This window comes from Kitasatospora sp. NPDC048365, from assembly GCF_043200835.1.
In the GTDB taxonomy this organism is placed as follows: Bacteria; Actinomycetota; Actinomycetes; order Streptomycetales; family Streptomycetaceae; genus Kitasatospora; species Kitasatospora terrestris.
This window is the reverse complement of record NZ_JBICYJ010000032.1, coordinates 64,588-84,440: the sequence shown is the minus strand read 5'-3', so window position 1 is coordinate 84,440 and position 19,853 is coordinate 64,588. Positions and strand designations below refer to the sequence as shown.

Annotated in this window: 11 protein-coding genes and 1 pseudogene; 9 read left to right on the top strand and 3 right to left on the bottom strand. The window is 68.7% G+C overall.

Annotated elements, in window-relative coordinates; genetic code table 11:
• Window positions 1–144: 144 nt before the first annotated feature.
• Window positions 145–480: a hypothetical protein gene (locus tag ACGFX4_RS28470; RefSeq protein ID WP_393080106.1), complete on the top strand. Its 336-nt coding sequence runs from the start codon at window positions 145–147 to the stop codon at window positions 478–480.
• 452 nt (window positions 481–932) lie between these two features.
• On the opposite strand, the gene ACGFX4_RS28465 is transcribed toward ACGFX4_RS28470, so the two are convergent.
• Window positions 933–2,216, bottom strand: a complete 1,284-nt coding sequence (locus ACGFX4_RS28465; RefSeq protein ID WP_393080104.1) for a hypothetical protein — start codon at window positions 2,214–2,216, stop codon at window positions 933–935.
• A gap of 133 nt (window positions 2,217–2,349) precedes the next feature.
• On the opposite strand from ACGFX4_RS28465, the gene ACGFX4_RS28460 reads away from it, so the two are divergent.
• The 3 genes from ACGFX4_RS28460 (at window position 2,350) to ACGFX4_RS28450 (ending at window position 6,592) form a co-directional block, all read left to right on the top strand.
• On the top strand, window positions 2,350–2,667 hold the full coding sequence (locus tag ACGFX4_RS28460) for an AAA family ATPase (protein ID WP_393080101.1): 318 nt from the start codon (window positions 2,350–2,352) through the stop codon (window positions 2,665–2,667).
• Between the two features lie 331 nt (window positions 2,668–2,998).
• The gene (locus tag ACGFX4_RS28455; RefSeq protein ID WP_393080099.1) at window positions 2,999–3,865 is read left to right on the top strand and encodes a hypothetical protein; all 867 of its coding nucleotides are present in this window, start codon (window positions 2,999–3,001) and stop codon (window positions 3,863–3,865) included.
• A gap of 21 nt (window positions 3,866–3,886) precedes the next feature.
• A complete protein-coding gene (locus ACGFX4_RS28450; protein WP_393080096.1) occupies window positions 3,887–6,592 on the top strand; it encodes a hypothetical protein in 2,706 nt (901 codons plus the stop codon).
• A gap of 82 nt (window positions 6,593–6,674) precedes the next feature.
• Here the strand turns inward: ACGFX4_RS28450 and ACGFX4_RS28445 are convergent.
• Window positions 6,675–6,858: pseudogene (locus ACGFX4_RS28445) on the bottom strand (LysR family transcriptional regulator); the annotation flags it as partial.
• A gap of 48 nt (window positions 6,859–6,906) precedes the next feature.
• On the bottom strand, window positions 6,907–7,650 hold the full coding sequence (locus tag ACGFX4_RS28440) for a hypothetical protein (RefSeq protein WP_393080094.1): 744 nt from the start codon (window positions 7,648–7,650) through the stop codon (window positions 6,907–6,909).
• A 358-nt stretch (window positions 7,651–8,008) separates the two neighbouring features.
• Here ACGFX4_RS28440 and ACGFX4_RS28435 point away from each other — a divergent pair, with 358 nt between their 5' ends.
• From ACGFX4_RS28435 to ACGFX4_RS28415, 5 genes are all read left to right on the top strand, one after another.
• Window positions 8,009–8,782, top strand: coding sequence for a DUF6193 family natural product biosynthesis protein (locus ACGFX4_RS28435; RefSeq protein WP_393080092.1), 774 nt, complete (start codon window positions 8,009–8,011; stop codon window positions 8,780–8,782).
• Window positions 8,783–9,435: 653 nt separating this feature from the next.
• Complete coding sequence (locus ACGFX4_RS28430; RefSeq protein WP_393080089.1) at window positions 9,436–17,256, top strand: DNRLRE domain-containing protein; 7,821 nt, start codon at window positions 9,436–9,438, stop codon at window positions 17,254–17,256.
• Window positions 17,243–17,737: a hypothetical protein gene (locus tag ACGFX4_RS28425; protein ID WP_393080086.1), complete on the top strand. Its 495-nt coding sequence runs from the start codon at window positions 17,243–17,245 to the stop codon at window positions 17,735–17,737. Before ACGFX4_RS28430 ends, ACGFX4_RS28425 begins: the two co-directional genes overlap by 14 nt.
• A 411-nt stretch (window positions 17,738–18,148) precedes the next feature.
• Window positions 18,149–19,204 (top strand): hypothetical protein, encoded by a 1,056-nt coding sequence (locus ACGFX4_RS28420; RefSeq protein ID WP_393080083.1) that lies wholly within the window; start codon window positions 18,149–18,151, stop codon window positions 19,202–19,204.
• Between the two features lie 10 nt (window positions 19,205–19,214).
• A complete protein-coding gene (locus tag ACGFX4_RS28415) occupies window positions 19,215–19,805 on the top strand; it encodes a hypothetical protein (RefSeq protein ID WP_393080172.1) in 591 nt (196 codons plus the stop codon).
• Window positions 19,806–19,853: the final 48 nt, after the last annotated feature.

Here is a 19,853-nt window from a genome sequence, read left to right as displayed (position 1 = left end):
GCCGCAAGCAGCGTGGACTACGTCCGCTGGTCCCGGAACCCGCCGGCGATTTCGCCCCTGAACCGGCCCGGCCACCCGACCACCGCCCGCTGACCGGACCACCGACCACCGACCACCAAAGAGGGAAGAGGAACGATGACCCGCATGCTGTCCACGGAGGAGCAGCTCGCGCTCGCCGTCGAGTTCCGCGTGCCGATCCCGCACGGCCCGGCCGGTGGGTACGGCGAGGTCGTGGTGCGCCGCGACGAGGCCGGTGACGGCTGGGCGGTGACCGACGGCGCGGTGGTCGGTCTGCGGGCCTGGACCGGCGAGGGCTGGCAGCCCGTCAGGGACATCGGCCGCGCCGCCGCCTACTCGCACACCCGCGAGCAGGCGCTGGCGCCGGCCCACCGGGTCGCCGAGATCGAGGCCGCCAACTACCAGACGCTGCTCGCGGTCCAGGCCGACCCGCTGGGCCACGCCGTCCGCCCCCGGCAGTAGACGATCACCGGCCCGCGCTGCCGGACAGCGGACGCCGAGGAGTTCACCGAACCGATCACCGGCACCGACTACGCGGACTGCGCCCGCTGCCGCCCTGCGGACTCGCAGCGGCGCCGGCCCCGGGGCCAGCCCCATCAATCGGCGCACCCCCGATGGCGTGGAGCCCACGCTGAAGTGCATCTGCCACGAATTCGGGCACTGACGTCGCCCACCCACGCGCCCCGTCCCCGCGCCGTCCAGGCCCGGCGGGCGGGGCGCCGTGGTGCGCGGCGCCGGCGCCCGGCCGGACCAACACGGAGGGAACCCACGATGGACACCACCACGCCGCCCCTCGACCCCGTCGAACCTACTGGTAACCCGGGCTATTGGATGTTGCGGAATGGCCGATCTTCTCGGTCTGGAGCGAGCTGCTCGTGTGTACGAGTCTCACGGGGGACGTCGCCCGGCTCGGGTTAGTTGACCTCCCCCAGGCAGTTCAGGGCTTGGCGGAAGTCGTCGAGAGCGGGCCCGAACTCGTGGGCGGCGGTGTGGAAGGTGGATCGGTCGATCAGGATTCTGGCCAGTGTTCGCGTTCCGTCCGCCGGATCGTGCTGAGACAGCCGACCGGCCAGACTCACTCCGTCGTCGAACAGGGAGCGCACCCGCTCCGCGAACAGATGGGTGCGGTTCTCCCAGTAGACGGCGGAGCGGACGGTGAGGACCCGATGCAGCCGGACCAGTTCGGCCAGGTGCTGGTCCGGATCCTCGGTGGCTCGCGCAGCAAGGGTGTCCACCTCTTCGCGGAGGGCTTGAAGGCTGTCGAAGTAGCGCCGCGTGGCATCGGGCGACCACCGGATGGGCGCAGCTCCCGAAGGCGGACGCGGTACATCGGGCGCAGGCCGCTCGCTTTCGGCACCGGAGAAGGTCAGCAGCACCGCCCAGAACGACGCCTGATAGCCACCCCAGGACTTCCGCTCACCGGGATCGGCCAACTCCGTTAGCAAGGCGAGTGCTTCTTGCCGCGCGAGGGCCGCCTGCTCGCCTCGGCCGTGGGTGTCGAGCATCTGCGCGTACCCGATGAGCGAGTAGAGATGGCAGGCCATCGAGCTGCGATCGTTCGCGGCTTCGGCCGCTTCCATGCTGACGAGTGTCTCGAACGCGGCGAGTGCTTCGCTGGGCCGGTCAGCGTCGTGGAGAGCGGCGATCCACTCCAGGAGTGACCAGGCAAGGGCCCCGCTGGCGGGTCCATCGGGCAGGATCGCTGCGACCAGCTCGGTCATGGCATCAGCAGCCTCGGCATACCGGCCTTCCTCGGAAAGTCCGGCAGCCCACTCATGCAGCCCTTTGACCACGGGGTCTCCGGACAGTTCGGCTTGTGCACGGCCAATGGCGAGCATCTCGGCGCGCATGGCAAGTCCTTCGGCGCGTCGGCCCGCCATGTACAGCTGTCGCTGGCACGAGTCGAGGGCCTGGTACAGAACATTGGCCCGGGCAGTGTCGGCCGGGTCGATGGACCGCGCAGCGGCCACCGCCTCCTCGCACAGCGCGAGCGAGGACGGATGCCACCTGCCGACGCTGGTGTCGTAGCTCAGACGTTGCAGTGCCCTGGCCAAGAGAGGAAGGTAAGCGGCGGGGCTGACCTGGGAGAGCACCCGGTAGGCGTCAACTTCCTCGCGTGGCGTGCGGTGTCCCGACGCGAGCAGCACATTCCGCGCTCGCGCGATGTCGTCCTGATCGACTTTCCCCGAGTGATTCATAACGGAGATTCTGGGCGCCCCGGAGAGGGGCGAACAAGGCAGGTCGCATGTGCCGTTCCTCCTACGAAAATACCCTCTGAACTGTCATGATGGGTGTGACATCACTTCCCCGGCCTTCGGGGACGTCGTCGTCATGATCGGCGCCAGCGGCTCCGGCAAGTCCACGGCACTGGCCACCGTTGCGCCGCACCGGATCGTCAGTCTCGACCAGCTGCGCGCCGTCGTCTCCGTTCCCGGCGACCAGAAGGCGACGGCCGACGCACTCCTCCTCCAGCACCAGATCCTGAGCATGCGGCTCCGCCGGGGCCTGACGACGTACATCGACAACGTCAGCTGCGAGAGCCACCACCGCCGCCAGCTGGTCGACCTCGCCCACGCCCACGGACGCCGCACGGTCGCGGTCCTCGTCGACGCCCCGCTCGACTTCTCGGGGGGCGGCCCTGTGGCGTGACGTTGGGTTAGAGCCGCCTCGTTGGGAGTCGGGAGCCGGTTCTCGGGGGGTGTTGCTCTGTGGCTGGTCGTTGCTGAGTTCACAGAGCCCGAGGTGAGAAGTGCGAGCGTTTCCGATTCGAATGCCGTCCGGCGTGCGGTACTGGACAGTTGTCGATGACCGCTTGGAAGTTGTACATCCGGCTGACCGTTGGCTTCGCCCTCTGCGTTTCGGGCAGAACCGGGCGGAGCTGACGACCAAGGCCTACGCCGGTGATGCCGCCCTGTACTTCACCTGGTGATTGCGGACGGGGCGGCCGTGGCCGGAAGCGGCACAGGAGCTGGGCCTGTTCATGGTGTGGCTGCAGTACACCCCGATTGAGCCGGACGGCAGCATCGGCACGGTACGGATGGGGCCTGGAGCCGAGCCGGTGCGAGGTGAACGCCGGGTCAACCGAATCCTGACCGGCGTCCGGGGGTTCCTCACACACGCGATCCGCGACGGCGCGGCGCCGCAGTGGGTGCTCGGTGTGCTCTACGAGCTTGCCGACACACGAGGCCTGCCGGAGGAAGCGCAGGGCGAGGGGACTGGCCTGGCCTACCGGATGAAGGCCCGGCACCGACTCCAGGAGCCGGCGTCGGCGATTGACCGCACCAGCGATGAGCAGGTGGTGGCGATGTTCAGGGAGTGCCGCAATGCCCGGGACCGCCTGATCGTGCTGCTGCTCTCCCGGGTCGGGTTGCGCCGGGGCAGGTGGCGGGGCTGCGCAGGGAGGACTGCCGCCTTCCTGATGGTCTCGCGGACGCTGGGCTGCGCGTCGGAGGGGGCCCATCTGCACGTGGTGCGCCGGGAGAACTCGAACGGGGCGTGGTGGAAGTCGCGGCGCCGGTGGGTTCAACCAGTGGACTTCCTGGTGGTGCAGGCCTTCGACCATTACGTAGCCGAACGCCACGAGCGGATCGGCGCCGGTGGCAGCGACTTCCTGCTGGTGAACCTGTTCCGCGCACCGCTGGGATCACCGGTCACCCCGGACGCGATCGGCGACCTCATCGAGGCCCTCGCCGCCCGGGCCGGTCCGGAAGGACCGGTGGCACCGCACCGGATGATGCCCGCCCTCGGCCTGACGACGGTGGACGGCGTCACGTACCGCGGGCACGGAGGTGTGAACGCCCGCGGAGGACAGGGCGCCGCGCGGAGAGCAGACTGGAGTGGTAGGTAGGCGATCGGCCGAGGAGCGGCGATGTCTGCGTTCGATCCCAGTCTGATCTGCGCACGGATGATGCCTCATTCATCCACCACCCGATGGGTCCGGCTGACCGATCCTCCCTCCGGACACATGTCGCTCGACGTCCAGGGCATCAATCCACTCGTCTCGGTAGGGGAGATAGTCGTCTCCGAGACCTATTGGCGGCACCTGGCGGCCGACGAGATCCACGACCTGCCCCCGGACCAGCGGGACGACCCGGCCCAGCATGTCGTCCAGGACACCCGGGTCGTCGTCAGAGGCCATGGTGCGCAGTCCGTGCCCGTGGAGCCCGATCAGGACGTCGACATCGAACTCGCGTGTGAGCACACGTCCGGCGACGGCGCGGAGAAGTGGCATGTGGGGCGCCTCGTCGCCCACTTGCCCGGCCCTGCGACCAGTGAGCTGCCGCTGTACTTCGCGGTCGGCGGCGACGGCGTGGAACCGCACGTCTCGGAGGAGCAGTTGAGTGTCTGGCTCGACCCGGGCCAGGAGAGAAACTCCTCCTTCTCGATCGACAGCGCTCCGTCCGGCGCCGACGTACGCGCCTGTCTCATCGGCGGTGAGCGGACCATCCGCTCCTCGGAGATCCTTGTCGAGAAGGAGCAACAGCTCACCTATGAACAGGCCCTGCATCTCGGGCTGCTTGACGGTATGACCGAGGACGAGCTGGACGTGGTGCGGGAGAACGGCTTCAGCCGCATGGTGCAGATCGCGCACGCCACGGGCTCGGACCCGGTTCGGGTGTCGTCCGGGAACCAGGTCAGGGTAAATGTCGCGTGCCGGGCCCCGGAGAACGGCGGCGGCGTCGAGCGGGCACACGTGGCGCTGGTCGCCCCGCAGTGGAAACCCGTCACCGTCCCCGTCACCGCGGTGGTCCAGAGTGTGTCGGTCTCCCTGGACAAGGACAGGTTCACCCTCGCCCGGGCCGCGCGTGCGGGGCTCGACGTCACCGTGTCCTCGGGGCTCGGCGCCGCGGGATACGTGATGTTCGAGCTCTGGGGAGGCGACGACGTCGTGAGCCTGCCGCCGCCGGCGCCTCTGGTCTACGGGCCCCAGGCGAAGGTCCGCACGTGGATCCCGATGTCCGTCTCTCCCACCGCGCCCCTGGGCCCGGCCGACCTCCGGCTGGTGGCGCTGTTCAGCGCCGGAGGCGCGGAGGACGCCCTCACGACCACCTTGAACTTCCACGTCACGGTCGTCCCGAGCGCGACAGAAGTGCGGGTGAGCCCGACCGCCATCGGCGTGCCCACGGGATCGTCCGGCCTGCTGACAGTCGCCGTGCTCTCCGGAGGAGGCTCCAAGGAGGTCGAGTTGACCCCCGGTCCGCTGCCGCCGGGCGTGCGAGTGGAATCGGCGACACTGTCTCTGGGCCCCACCGACACCGAGGTGCAGCGTGTACTCCGCATCGACGTCGATCCGGACAACGCCCGTCTCGTGTCCGGGCAGCCCGTGGAGATCCGCTGGAAGGCCAGCCACGGCCAGAGCGGGACCGCGGTGTTCCGGCTGACCATCCTTCAACGGCCCGAGTCGAGGACGTTCTCGCAACCGATCATCACTCCCGCGGGTGTCCCGCTGGCCGGGCGCGCCGAATTCGTGATCAACAGTGACGGATCGGCGCGGTTCAAAGGATTCATGCGGGCCACAGGATTCTTCTCGTACAAGTTCACCGTCCGAGCCGTCCTGCAGTCGCGCAGCCGCGCCGTGGTGGTCATCCACCAGAAGTCGGGACGGGTGTACGGAACCGACACGCCCGGCCCGCGTCAGCTCGACTGGGACGAGCCCGCGGACGGTCAGGTGATCGCCGACATGTGGCCCGACTTCCGTGGGGGCTCGATCACGGCGAGCCGCAGCTCGGACATGATCGGCCTGATCGGCGGCGGCGCGGAGCTGGTTGGCGACGTACTGGAATTCGCCGTCGCGAACGCGCTGCTCCTCCCCTTCGGGCCCGCCGGGCAGTGCCTGGCCGGCCTGTCCTTCGTCGGCAGCGAGATCGGCGACATCGCCGACGCCCCGATCATCGGACCGGGAGGCCTGGCCGGTGTCCTGGTGGCCGGTGGCGTCGCCTTCCTCGTCAGTCCCGCCCTGGTCATCCCGGCCTTCGTCGGCGGAGCGCTCATCGGAGAGGCTCTCGTGGGACACCGGCCACTCGAACCGCCGGAGAGGGCGGAAGCCGAGCGGGTCTTCGGGGACACCTTGCCGTGGGACCGCATCCGGCTCACCAACATGTCGGGGCCCGGAGGAAGTCCGGTGACGATCCCTTCCTACGACGGCACCATCCTCGTCAATCTGGGCGACGGGTTCGACAGCCCGCTGAACTGGGCTCCTCCGCCGGGGCTGCTGCCCTTCACCTCGAAGCCCGGACAGGTGTTCATCCACGAACTCGCGCACGCCTGGCAGATCGCACACAAGTCCTTCAAGCTCGAGTACTTCTGGAAGGGCGCGGTCGACCTGTTCCGCGCCTTCACGAGTGGCGTCGCCGACGGCAACTTCCACACCGCCTACTACTACGGGCCCGCCGGAGAGCCGTGGCGGCACTACGGTCTTGAGGAGCAGGCGTCCATCGTCGAGGAATGGTGGGCGGGGACGACGGACAGGTCGGTCGGACAGTTTCCCCCAGGCTTCTCACGACCGAAGCACTCCGAGCAGGATCCCTACTTCCGGTACATCTCCGAGAACCTCCGCATGGACGAACCTCTGTGACCACGGCCGGGACACCGCTCGCCACCCGGCGCCGGCGCCCCGCGTCAGCCCGCCGGGCGCGCCCGCGTCGGGGACAGGGGGCGCGGGCCGGGCCCGTGGGGCGGTGGCCCGTGGGCCGTGGGCCTTACCGCTCGCAGGTCCCGGCGGAGCAGGACGCCCGCCACCGGGACCACGACCAGCCGGCGGGAGGCGAGTTCCTCGGCGACGGCGAGTTCGCTCAGGACGGCCGGGCCGGCGGCGCGGACGGCCGCCGCCTTCACCGCGGTACATCGTGGTGATCGCGTAGTCGCGGCTGGGGTGCGTGGCCATCGTTCTCATGCCTTCGGGTCGATCGGCGGTGTGGTGTGGACCTCGGCGTCCGGGGCCAGCCGCAGACCGGCTGTGGCGAGGAAGTCGGTGAGTTCGAGCCAGCCGCCGTTGGTTCCGTCGTCCCAGCTGGTCCAGAGCCTCGACTCCTCGCCGTCCCAGGTGTCGACGTCCTCGCTCGGATGCTGCTCGACCGTCCCCTCGCCGTGCCGGTACCGCAGGTACAGGTACTGACTTGTGGTCGTCCAGGCGTCCCACTGCGACGGGCAGCCCTCGGAGGTCTGCACCACTCGCGCGAGGGTCACATCCTCGTGCAGGTGGGCCTCGACAGCGCCCAGATGCCGGTCGTGGGCGATGAGGAGGTCGTCCACGAGACCGAGCAGGCGGACGCTTCCGCCGGGGAACTGGAGGGTGAGACCGGCCGTGAAGCTGACACGGCCGTCGTTGTAGTCGATCTGCCGAACCGACCGGATCGTCTGTCCGACGAACTGGGTCACCGGAACATCCGGCGAATCGTCGATCACGGAGACGCTTCCGTACTCCTCCATCGAGTACGGACCGTGCGGCTGGTCGGCTCGCAGAGACACGCCGGTCGAGGGCGTGTGGAACAGCACCGGGCCCAGCCCCTCCAGGTGAAGCCACAGGTGCACGAGCGACAAGTCGTCGTCAGCATGGTGGTGCCAAGCCGTGGTCACCTTCAGCAGTCGCCTCCCGATCAGGTCGGCGGCAAACAGCTCCTCATCGTCGATCACCCGCCGATGCTCGCACGGCCGCACCCGGAGGACACGCGAATTCCTGACCGGCTGCCGTCGCCAGGAGCACTCCCGCAGACGTTGCTGGCGACCACGGACGAGCGAAGCCGGCCGCTATTCCTTGCGCCGCACCTGTTGCACTGCCTACTTTGCTCAGTCATAGCCACTGAGCTGCGAGGACCCGACTCGGAGTGATGAGGATCTGTGAAATTGGTTCTGGCCGGAGTTCCGTGAATGATCTTCTGTTCGGCGCCAGGTGCTGGGCAGGGACCTCGTCGCGGACGGTGCCGCCCTGCTGCGCCGCGCAGCACGTCGCGATCACTCTCGGAATCACGCAACTGCGCGGCATACTGAGCGGATGAGCGTCGAGGCGGGGGCAGGCGAGCGCCAGCAAGGAAGCGGCGGGGCACCCAAGGAGGTGTTGAGGCGTACGGCGGAGGGCCTCGGGGTGGTCCTGCCCGAGCCGGACGGTGAGCTCTCGGGCATCGCGAAGTACAGCGGCGAGGAGTCCGGCCGGCAGGTGACGGTGCGTCCGCCCTACGATCAGTCCTGGGGCTCGAGGTTCCTGTCGGTATATCCGACCGGCGAGCAGTGCGGGGGCTTCTGGATGGCCCTGCAGAGCCGCGGCGTACTCATGGCCGGCGGGTGGGTCATGGAGCCGGCCGAAGTGGTCAGGGCGACAGCTGCGTGGATGGGCGGTGCGGGGCTGGCCGAGACCAAGGCCCTGGCTCCGGGCATCGAGTACCGCCCATGGGCCGTGGAGCACGAACAGGAGCCTCTGGACGCGGTCGAGTTGGTGTGGCACACCAAGCTCGACCGCTTCCACACATCGTCGTGGGGCCGGTTGCCCCGCACGCACGCGCTGTTGGTGGCCGCGCACTCCCAGCCGCCGCTCCGCAGGCTGATACCGATCACCAGTCACTTCAATGTGTGGTTCTCCACCAGGATCGAATTCCTCCAGAACAGACAGGCAGGGTTCGGCCACTGGGCAGGGCAGGTCGGGTACGGCCTGTTCCCGCACGATGAGCGGCTGTACGGGGTGCGGCGCCGGAGCGGGGAACTGGTCGCGCGCACCGAGACGCCCGAGGAAGCCGTCGCCCTCCTGGTGGCCGCGCTCCCGGACCAGCCGTAGCACGCGATCGAACCCTGGCCGCGATTCTGTGAGTGATCACGATGTGCTGCGCGGCGGAGTGGGACGGTGCGGTCCGCGACGGGGCCCCCGTCCAGTACCCGCTACCGAGCAGAAGATCATTCACGGAACTCCGGTCAGAGCCAATTTCACGGATCCTCATCAACTCCGCTTGGTTGGGCATGTCGCCGACCGTCTGCGGGGTGCCATCGGAGCGGAGCGAAGTAGCGGCGTTCCCTCTGCCGAGCTGGGTGCAGCCGGCATAGAGATACCGAAATCCACTTATCCACCGCCTTTCTGATCAATTCTCAGCACATTCCGAGCGGTCATGACTCACGCAGCCTCGAAGCCGGTCGGTCCGACTGCCCCACATCGCAAAATGGGACATATAACCATTAGTCACCCATCATCTCAGGCCAAGACCTGCAAGTCGCACCACAATTCAGACATTTCTACAGAGTATGGAAAATTACAATCCGTCAGTAAAAATCTGTTCCCATATCGATATAGTTCCTCGCGATTTGCCGAAGCTCCGTATGGGATCTTTGTCGCGACCTTACGGTCACAGAAACCTTGACATTCTCTTGGAGTAACCTTTGCAACGTAGGTCCCAGTCCCCGTCGGTGTTCGCCGGCGGGGCGTTCACCATGCGCAGATTGCGCCGAATATCCGTTCTGGCCGCGCTCGGTCTCCTCGTGGAGACCGGCGTAGCGCTCGATGCGCTGACCCCGAGCACCGCGGCCGCGGCGCCAGCACAGCCGGCCGCAGCGCCCGTCAACGAGGCGCCCGACGAGGCGACGGCGCTGCTGGCGGCACGGCTGAACAAGCATCGGGTCGAGGTGACGGCTGCCCGCACTCCGACCAGCACCCGGTGGGCCAACCCCGACGGCACGCTGAACGAGGAGATCGCCGGCGGCCCGGTCCGGATGAAGGTCGGCGACGCCTGGGTGCCCGTCGACACCACGCTGGTGGAGCTTCCGGACGGCCGGATCGCGCCCAAGGCGCACCCGGAGGGCCTGGTGTTCTCCGGTGGTGACGCCGCGGTGAAGGTGGGTGATGCCCTGCCGGGTACCGCCACCGCTGCTCCCAGCCCGTCGCCGTCCCCGTCCGCATCGGCGTCGGCTGCGGCCGGTGCGGCCGCTGCCGCCCCGAGCAGTGCCCCGTCGGCAGCAGCCTCACAGTCGGGCACCACTTCGACCTCGACCTCGCCCTCGGTCGAGCCGTCGACGTCCGCGTCCGCCGATCGCGCGGCGCGCAGTGCGCCGCGTCTCGCGCTGCCGGCCGCCGGCCCCGCGACGCCGGTCGCCGAGCAGGAGCTGGTGAAGGTCGGTTCCGACGACCGGCAGGTGGAGCTGGGCTGGCTGGGCAAGCTGCCGAAGCCGAAGCTGTCGGGTTCCACGGCGACCTACGTCGATGCCCGTCCGGGCGTCGACCTGGTGCTGGAGGCGACCCGGACCGGTTTCGAGCAGTTCCTGGTGGTCAAGGACCGCTCGGCGGTCTCCCAGGCGGGCACGCTGACGCTGCCGCTGGACACGACCGGGTACGCGGTGCAGCGGCAGCAGGACGGTTCGATCCATCTGGTCGACGCCGCCGGTGCCAAGCCGACCGTCCGGATCCCCGCGCCGATGATGTGGGACGCCGCGATCGACGGCCCGTCGAACGAGCACCTGCACCGCGCGGCGGTGGCCATGGAGCTGCGGGGCCAGGGCGCGGACAGCGAGCTCGTGTTCACTCCGGATGCAACGTTCCTCGCGGATTCCGCCACCCGGTTCCCGGTCACCATCGACCCGACGGTGGACCTCGGGACCACCTTCGACACCTTCGTGCAGTCCGGGACCGGCACCGACCAGTCGTCGTCGACCGAGCTGAGGGTCGGCACGTACGACGGCGGCTCGACGGTCGCCCGCTCGTTCCTGCACTTCCCGACGACGGCGTTCAGGGGCAAGCAGGTCCTCGGCGCCTCGCTGAACCTGTACAACTTCCATTCCTACTCCTGCACCGCCAAGGAGTGGGAGGTGTGGACCACCAACTACGCCTCCACCTCGACCCGGTGGACGTCCCAGCCGCAGTGGGGCAGCGAGTACGCGTACTCCTTCGACACCCGTGACACCGACACCGGTGTCGACAGCCACCAGTGCGCCAACGCGGACGGCAGCGGCTGGGTCAAGGCGGACATCACCCGTCTGGTCGGCGACTGGGCCGGTGGCAGCTACGACACGGCCGCGCTCGGCCTGAAGGCCGACAGCGAGACGGACAGCTTCGCGTGGAAGAAGTTCTACTCCGCCGAGAGCGGCCTGCCGCCGTACATCTCGGTGACCTACAACTCCGTCCCGCCGACCCCGGCGACCGTCGACGTGCTGCCCTCGCAGCCCGGCAACCCGGCCTACAGCAGCTCGAAGACCCCGATGTTCCAGGTCCTCGCGGCCGACGCGGACGGCGGGAACGTCGGCGTCAACATCGACCTGTGGAAGGGCAGCACCTACCTCAACGGCATCTACCGGACCGTCCCGGCTGGCAGCTACCTGCAGGTGCGCCCGTCCGACCTGAACGTGGCCACCCTCGACGAGGCCGGCAGCTACGCGGTCTGGGCGCGCGTCAGTGACGCGAACTCGCAGTCCGGCTGGGTCGGGAAGTCCTTCGTGGTCGACACCGCGAAGCCCGGCGCTCCGTTCGTGACCTCGCCGACCTACCCGGCCGACGGGCTGTGGCACGGAGCGGCTGGCCAGGCCGGGTCGTTCACCTTCACCCCGTCCGCGGGCACCACCGACCTGACCGGCTTCGTCTACACCCTGGACGGCGCGGCGGCGGTCACGGTGAACGCGACCGACACCACCACGACCAGCATCACGCCCGCGACCGACGGCCACCACACGCTGAAGGTGCAGGCCAAGGACCGGGCCGGCAACCTGTCCGATCCGACGACATTCGCCTTCCAGGTCGGCAAGGCCGGCCTGACCTCCCCGGTCGACGGCACGGCCAGCGCCAAGCGCGTGAAGCTCTCCGTCGACGCCCAGGCCGACCTCACCCGCGTGGTGTACCAGTACCGCCGCGGCCCCGGCGCGACCGAGTACAACGTGCCGCTGGCCAACCTGACCAAGGCGAACAACACCCCGGTCACCGACCCCAAGCCGCGCCTCGCGGACCTGGGCACGCACGCCAACTGGACGGTCGTCGACACCCTCGGCAACGTCGGCGGTGTGGTGCAGGTCCGGGCGCTGATGTTCCCCGAGGACGGTTCCGGCAACGGCACGGCGACCGGCTGGAACACCATGACGGTCGACCCCAACGCGGACGGCGCGGCCGGCACCGCGGTGGGTCCGGGTTCGGTCAACCTGCTCACGGGTGACTACGCGACCGACGTCACCGACGCCGACGAGGCGGGCATGTCGGTCAAGCGCACCGCGTCCTCGCGCGGCACCGGCCGCGGCTGGCAGCCGCAGGGCGAGCGCCTGACGCTCAACCAGCGCCAGATCGGCACCGACCTGACCGGCATCACCGCAGGCCCGGCGAACGTGTCCCGCTCCACCCTGCGCGGCCACGACAACTCCACCGATTCACTGCTGATTACCCCGGCGAACAGCTGGGCCTCCTACGCCGCCCTCGGCCCGGAGCTCACTCTCGGCCAGGGCATGAAGCCCGGTCACACATACCGGCTGACCGGCTGGATCTACGTCCCCTCCGCCTCGGGCCTCAACCCCGACAAGGCGGACCTGGGCCTGCGCCTCAACGGCGTCTACCGCACGCCCGCCGGATACACGGACGTGCTGTCCGCGAAGGCCTCCTTCACCGACGGCTGGCAGCAGCTCTCGGTGGACATGGCCCTCCCCGCCGACGCCACCGAAGGCTGGTTCCGGCTCTTCAACGGCTTCGCTGCGAACACCGGCAAGCAGGTGTTCTTCGACGACCTGTCGCTGAAGGAGATCATCGCGCCGTTCGGCCCGCAGTGGGCCGGCGGCCCGGACGCGGGCACCGGCTCCGAGTACCGCTCGCTGTCCTTCCCGGACTCCGACCTGGTCGAGATCAAGCAGACCGACGACTCCGTGCTGACCTTCGCCAAGGGCAACGACGGCACCCTGTTCCCGGAGCCAGGCGCCGAGTCGCTGACCCTGAAGGCCACCGCCACGACGTCCGGCGCCCTGGTCGCCGCGGGCGGCCAGTGCCTGGAGGTGCCGAACGGCGCCCCCGGCAACGGTGTGACGCTCCAGACGGCGGCGTGCACCGGTGCCGCGAACCAGCAGTGGACCTACGGCGACGATCTGACGCTTCGGGTTCTGGGGTACTGCCTGGACAACCCGTGGGGCGTCACGGCCGACGACACCACGCTCAGGCTGTGGACCTGCAACGCGGGAATCAACCAGCAGTGGGAGGTCACGCCGACCCGGATGGTGGTCAACCGCCAGTCCGGCAAGTGCCTGGACGCCTACCGCGGCGCCTCGCTGTGGGTGTGCTGGGGCGGCGCCAACCAGTTCTGGGGCGTCCAGACCTCCGGCACCACCTACACCCTCACCGACCTGGACGGCTCGACCACCGTCTTCGCCCGCCAGGCCGGATCCGACGTCTACCAGGTGACCAGCGAGACCGGCCCCGAGGCCGCCTCCACCACCCGGTACTCCTACGACACCACCGACGGCCGCTCGCTGCCCAAGCGGGTCGTCGCCCCGGTGGAACCCGGCGTCGACGACACCAACCACTGCACCGTCGACCCGCTGCCCCGCGGCTGCGACGTCCTCGACTACGACTACGCCACCGCCACCACGGCGGTCGCCGGTACCTCCGGCGACTTCACCGACCGCGTCCGGTCCGTGAAGGCCTGGTCGTGGAACCCGGCGACGTCCAAGCAGGAGGCCGTCGAGGTCACCCGCTACCTGTACGACGAGAAGGGCCGCCTGGTCCAGGTCTGGGACCCGCGCCTGGCCACCCCGCTCAAGACCGCCTACACCTACGACACCGCCGGACACCTCACCCGCATCACGCCCGCCGGTGAACTCCCCTGGGACTTCGACTACGGGCCGGCCGGCGCCGACCTCGATGCGGGACGACTGCTGAAGGTCCGCCGCGGCACGCTCGCGCCCGGATCCAAGAACCAGGTCACCGGCGAGATCGGCACCAAGGTCGTCTACAGCGTGCCGCTCACGCGCGGCGCCGGCGGCCCGTACGACATGGCCGGCGCCGACGTCGCCAAGTGGGCCCAGACCGACGCCCCGACCGACGCCACCGCCGTCTTCGGCCCCGAGGACGAGCCCGGCACCAACACCGCCGGCTCCGCCACCCCGGGCAAGGACGGCTTCAAGCCCGCCACCGTCCACTACCTCAACGCCTCCGGCAACGAGGTCAACACCGCCACCCCGTCCGTCACCGACCAGGGCGACATCGACACCTCCGAGTACGACCGCTACGGCCACGTCGTACGCACCCTGGACGCCACCAACCGCTCCATCGCACTCGGCACCCACCCGGACGCGGCACGGTTCGTCGACGAGCTCGGCCTGCCCACCGCATCCGCCGACCGGGCCCGCCTGCTCGACTCCCGGACCACGTACACCAGCGACGGGCTCGACGTCACCGAGACACTCGGCCCGACCTACCGCGCATCGCTGTCGGAGACCGTGGCCGGCCAGAGCAACCCGGTCACCGTCACCGCCGAGGCGGAAACCCTGCCCCAGCTCGGCGCGACCGCACCCATCACCATCACCAACAACTGCTGCAACCTCACCTGGTCCGGCGGCGCCCAGCTGGCCCTGGTCGGAACCCAGGCCGGCGCCGCGGACTCGGTCCGCATGACCGTGCCGGAAGAGGGCGACTACGTCCTGTCCGGCCAGCAGACCAAGTCCTCGGACCACGGCATCGTCCAGTGGTCCATCGACGGCACCAACGTCGGCCAGCCGATCGACCAGTACGCCAGTACCTACGTCATCGGACCGTTCACGACCGGCACCGCCGTCCACCTCACCCGAGGCGACCACACCGTCACCTTCACCGTCACCGGAACCAACACCGCCTCCACCGGTCAGCGATTCCACGCCGACATCGACACGCTGACCCTGACCAAGACCACCGTCAACCCGACCATCCCGGCCGGCACCTCGGTCCTGGCCCGGGACCACACCACCAACACCTACGACGAAGGCAAGCCCGACGGCCAGGCCTACCACCTGCTCACCACCACCACCGACGGCGCCCGCATCGACGGCTACGCCACCGACACCGACCTGCGCGTCACCAAGAACGGCTACGCCACCCCGATCGGCGGCACCTCCGGCTGGACGCTGAAGAAGCCGACCTCGGTCACCACCGACGCTGCCGGAAGCACGGCGGCGACCGACTCCTTCAAGTTCGACGCCCAGGGCCGCACCACCGAGTCCCGCAAGTTCGGCGAGAGCGGGACGGCCGCGTCCACGGTCAAGACGGTCTACTACACGGCCGGCAGCAACCCGGATGACGCCGCCTGCGGCAACCGGCCGGAGTGGTCCGGAAATCCGTGTGCCTCGTCGGCGGGTGGTCCGGTTACCGGCGCGGACGCCGCCCGGATGCCCACGACGCTCCCCGACAAGCGCGTCACCCGCTACTCGCGGCTCGGCGCGGCCGAGGAGACCACGGAGAGCAACGCGGGCAAGACCCGCACCACCACGACCGTCCTCGACCCGGTCGGCCGGACGCTCTCCACCGAGATCACCGGAGGCGAGGGCCAAGCCGTCCCCAAGACGGTCACCGAATACGACCCGGCCAACGGCGCAGTGGTGAAGACCACCGCCGGAACCAAGTCCGTCTCGCGTGTGGTCGATCTGCTGGGCCGGGAGATCTCGTACACCGACGGTGACGGGGCCACCACCACGACCCAGTACGACACTTACGGCAAGCCGGTGAAGGTGACCGACCCGACCGGGTCCACCACCTACACCTACGACCGCACCAAGGAACCCCGCGGCATGCTCACCTCGGTCACCGACAGCGTGGCCGGCGAGTTCACCGCCAAGTACGGGCCCGACGGGCAACTGACCGAACAGACCTACCCCGGCGGCATCGTCCGCAAGGACACCCGCAATGCCTCCGGCGCGACCGTCGGACGGGCCTACACCCGGAGCTCCGACAACGCGGTGATCTGGTCGCAGACCCGCGAGGTCTCCACACAGGGCCAGATCGTGAAGGACACCGACTCCACGTCGGCGAAGTCCTACACCTACGACCGGCGCGGCCGCCTCACCAAGGCCGAGCAGTCCTCGGGCACCGGTTGCACCACCCGCAGCTACACCTACGACACCCACTACAACCGCACCGCCAAGGCCACCGCGCCGACCGCCGCCAACGGAGACTGCACCACCAACAACCCGGCCACGGCCACCCACACCTACGACAGCGCGGACCGGATCACCGACGCGGGCTACCAGTACGACGCCTTCGGCCGGACCACCCACACCGCCAGCGGCACGGTGAACGGCTTCTGGACCAACGACCTCGTCGCCTCCCAGGAGACCGCCGACACCCGCCAGACCTTCACCCTCGACCCCACAGGCCGCCTCGCCGGCACCGTCACCGCCAAGAAGCAGGGCGACGGCACCTGGTCCACCACCACCAGCAAGGCCAACCACTACGGCGACGCCACCGACGAACCCCGGTGGATCACCGAGGACATCGGCACCGGCGCCTGGACTCGCAACATCTCCGCCCCCGACGGCGACCTCGCCGCCACCACCACCAGCACCGGAGGCACCCAGCTCCAGCTCACCGACCTCTTCGGCAGCGTCGTTGTCACCACCGACCCTGCACTGACCGCCCCCAGCGTCCTCAGCTACGACGAGTTCGGCATCCCCGCAGCCGGCCGGGCCCCCACCCGCTACGGCTGGCTCGGCGGCAAGCAACGCTCCGCCGAAGCCCTCGACGGTGTGATCCTGATGGGTGTTCGCCTCTACGACACCACCAACGGACGCTTCCTCTCCGTCGACCCCGTCGTCGGAGGCAACGCCAACCCGTACGACTACGTCTACGGCGACCCACTCTCCAAGTACGACCTCGACGGCCGAATCTGCTGGAGATGTGTGAGCAAGTGGGTCGACCGTACCTCCACGGTCCTAGCCGTCGCGGGAATGTTCGGCTGCGGCCCCTGTAGCGTAGCCTCGGCTGTGATCTCAGTGGGAAGTGGCGTCGTCAAAGTCGCAACCGGAGATCGATCAGGATGGATCGACATTGCCGGTGGCGCTACTTTTGGCGCAGGCAAGGGGCTTGCCTTCATGGGAAGATTTGCGAAGGCCAAAAAGCTCAAAAGCGCCCCGAAGGGAGTTGCCGGAATGGGCAAAGCCAACAAGCGAGCGCGCAGCAGGGCCGCAAGGGACCATGAGCGATTTGACGCGCGCTACACTAGACGCGCCGACAGAACTGACCAATGGTACGGATCTGGATCTACGGCATACGGACTCTATGGTGAATATCAGGACTATCAGAGCAACAGATTCCGAAAGTGGTTCTCCGGTGATTTCGATTAACGCGCCAATCAGCCGCTTCGAAACTGGCGCCCAATATGCCGCGCTTCTGGCGTTCTGTCGAGGTGATCGCACCGAGGCGGCGCAGCTGTGCGCAGAAGGAACCGCCTCGGTCGATAGCGTCCTCAGTAGTCCAGCCGGCCGGATCGACACCTCGGACGACGAGGTCTGGGCAGACGCGGTCGCGATGCTGGGGTTCCGCTCCTGGACCTGGTTCCTTACGGCGATAGCCACCGGAGTAGCGGGGATTCTGCTTCCCCGGACCCCATTGCTCGAACTGGCGGTAATCACGATTGCCGCCGCACTCACAGCGCTGTTCGCCGCCCGCCAAGCAGCATTCATGCTTGCCAAATCCGCACATGAACGCGGTCGGCTCACTCAGCGGCGGAGCCGCTGGCTGCGTCGATGGGCTGGGACGGCAGGGCTGTGGATTCTCTACGCGCCGGGGTGGCTGGGATGGCTGGTGATCCTTCAGCCGTGGTGATATGCGGCGCGTGGGTTGCAGTGGTGGTGCGCCGCCTGTTTTCAGCGGTCGGTGTCCTGGTTGACGCCGGTCAGGGCGTGAATCTGCTGAGAAGCGATTTCCAAACCGAGGGATACGGCTGCTGCTCGAACTTCCGATCGCATCAGCCTCGTTCGGGTGATCGCTCCGCGGCCGGCGCATAAGAGAAAGGCCTCCTGCACAGTTCGGTGATGTCGAGTCACGGTCGGCTTCGGAAGCGATCTGAACGACGCCATCGCCAACCTGATCATCGCATTTATTGCATTTCCGACATATCTTGCTGTGCTTATTTTGATTAGGGGTCTCGATAGTAGGAGGCGGTAGCCGGTACACAGGGCCGTGGAAGAATCGCCACGGCCCTGTGTACTCACGCCGCTACGCCGGAGCGGGCCGGTGGGGAGTGTGTTTGCGGCGCCCCGCATCGACGGCTACGCCACCGACACCGACCTCCGGGTCACCAAGAACGGCTACGGCACCCCGATCGGCGGCCCCTCCGGCTGGACCCTGAAGACCCCGACCTCGGTCACCACCGACGCCGCACTCGGCGGCGCCAACCTGACCGCGACCATCCAGTACGACTCCTCCGGCCGCGCGGTGGAGTCACGCAAGCCTGGCTCCACCGGCACCGACGCGGCCACGGTGAAGACCGTGTTCTACACCGCCGGCGCCAACGGCCAGGACGCCGCGTGCGGCAACCGTCCCGAATGGGCGGGCAGCCCGTGCGTCACCCTGCCCGGTGGCGCCATTGCAGGCGGCGACGCGACGCGGATGCCGACCACGCTGCCCGTGAAGCGGGTCACCCGCTACTCGCGGTTCGGCGAGGCCGAGGAGACCACGGAGACCAACGCGGGCAAGACCCGCACCGCGACGACCGTCTACGACGGCGCCGACCGGATCATGTCCGCCCAGATCACCTCCGACGAGGGCCAGGCCCTTCCGCCGGTCACCACCGAGTACGACCCGGCCACCGGCGACATCGTCAAGACCACCGCCGGCACCAAGACCCTCACACGGTCCATGGACGCCCTCGGCCGGCTCATCTCGTACACCGACGCCGACGGCGGCACCACCACCACCACGGAATTCGACCAGTACGGCAAGCCGACCAAGGTCACCGACCCCACCGGGTCCACCACCTACACCTACGACAGCGCCGACCGTCTGACCGACACCGGCTACACCTACGACGCCTTCGGTCGCACCACCAAGACGGCCACCGGCGCCACCAACAGCTACTGGGCCAACGACAAGGTCGCTTCCCAGGAGAAGGGCGACACCCAGCAGACCTGGGAACTCGACCCGGCCCACCGCCTGACCGCCTTCAAGGCCGCCGCCAAGCAGGGCGACGGCACCTGGGCGAACGCCACCAGCAAGCTCAACCACTACGGCGACGACTCGGACGAGGTCCGCTGGGTCATCGAGGACACCACCCAGAGCAGCTCACAGTGAGGCGTGGGGCATCCCCGCAGGCGACCGGGTTGCCCTGGGAGAACTTGGCCTGCCGCACCTGTCCCTCTTCACGCCCAGACCGCAGTCCGGAATGGACCCTGTCCTGGTGCCGAACCTGGCAGGCGAATACGAGCGGCGCCTGATCGGAGACGGCCAGAGGCTCTACGGCCTCGAATTCTGGGGCACGAAGGAGGACAGCTTCGTCGTCGGTGTGCGTCCCGGCGATGGCCGTGTGTTCTGCCTCCTCCCCGCCCCCATCACCGCCGATGACATCCCCGAGGTCCTCAGGCCGTACCACGCAGGCCTCCACGAACCGGCGGTCTCCTTCTTCAGTTCCTCGGTGGCCCAGTACGTCGAGACTGCCTGGCGCTGGAACGCGGCAATCCAGATCCTCCGGAGGGTCGAGGAGCCTGCACACACGGCTCCAGAGGAAGATCACGTCCGCCACTACGAGCGTCTCTGTGCATGCGTGGAGCTTGTCGTAGACATCGCACGACACGTCGACCACGCGGTCGCGGCCGATGACCGGTCGGTCTGGATCGAGCTGATTCGCGAGAACTCCATCTCACCTGGCGGTTCCGTCTCGCTCACGACCGGGTGAGGATCTGGGTCCTCAGGATCCGGATCCTCACCCGGCAGTGAGCCGGCT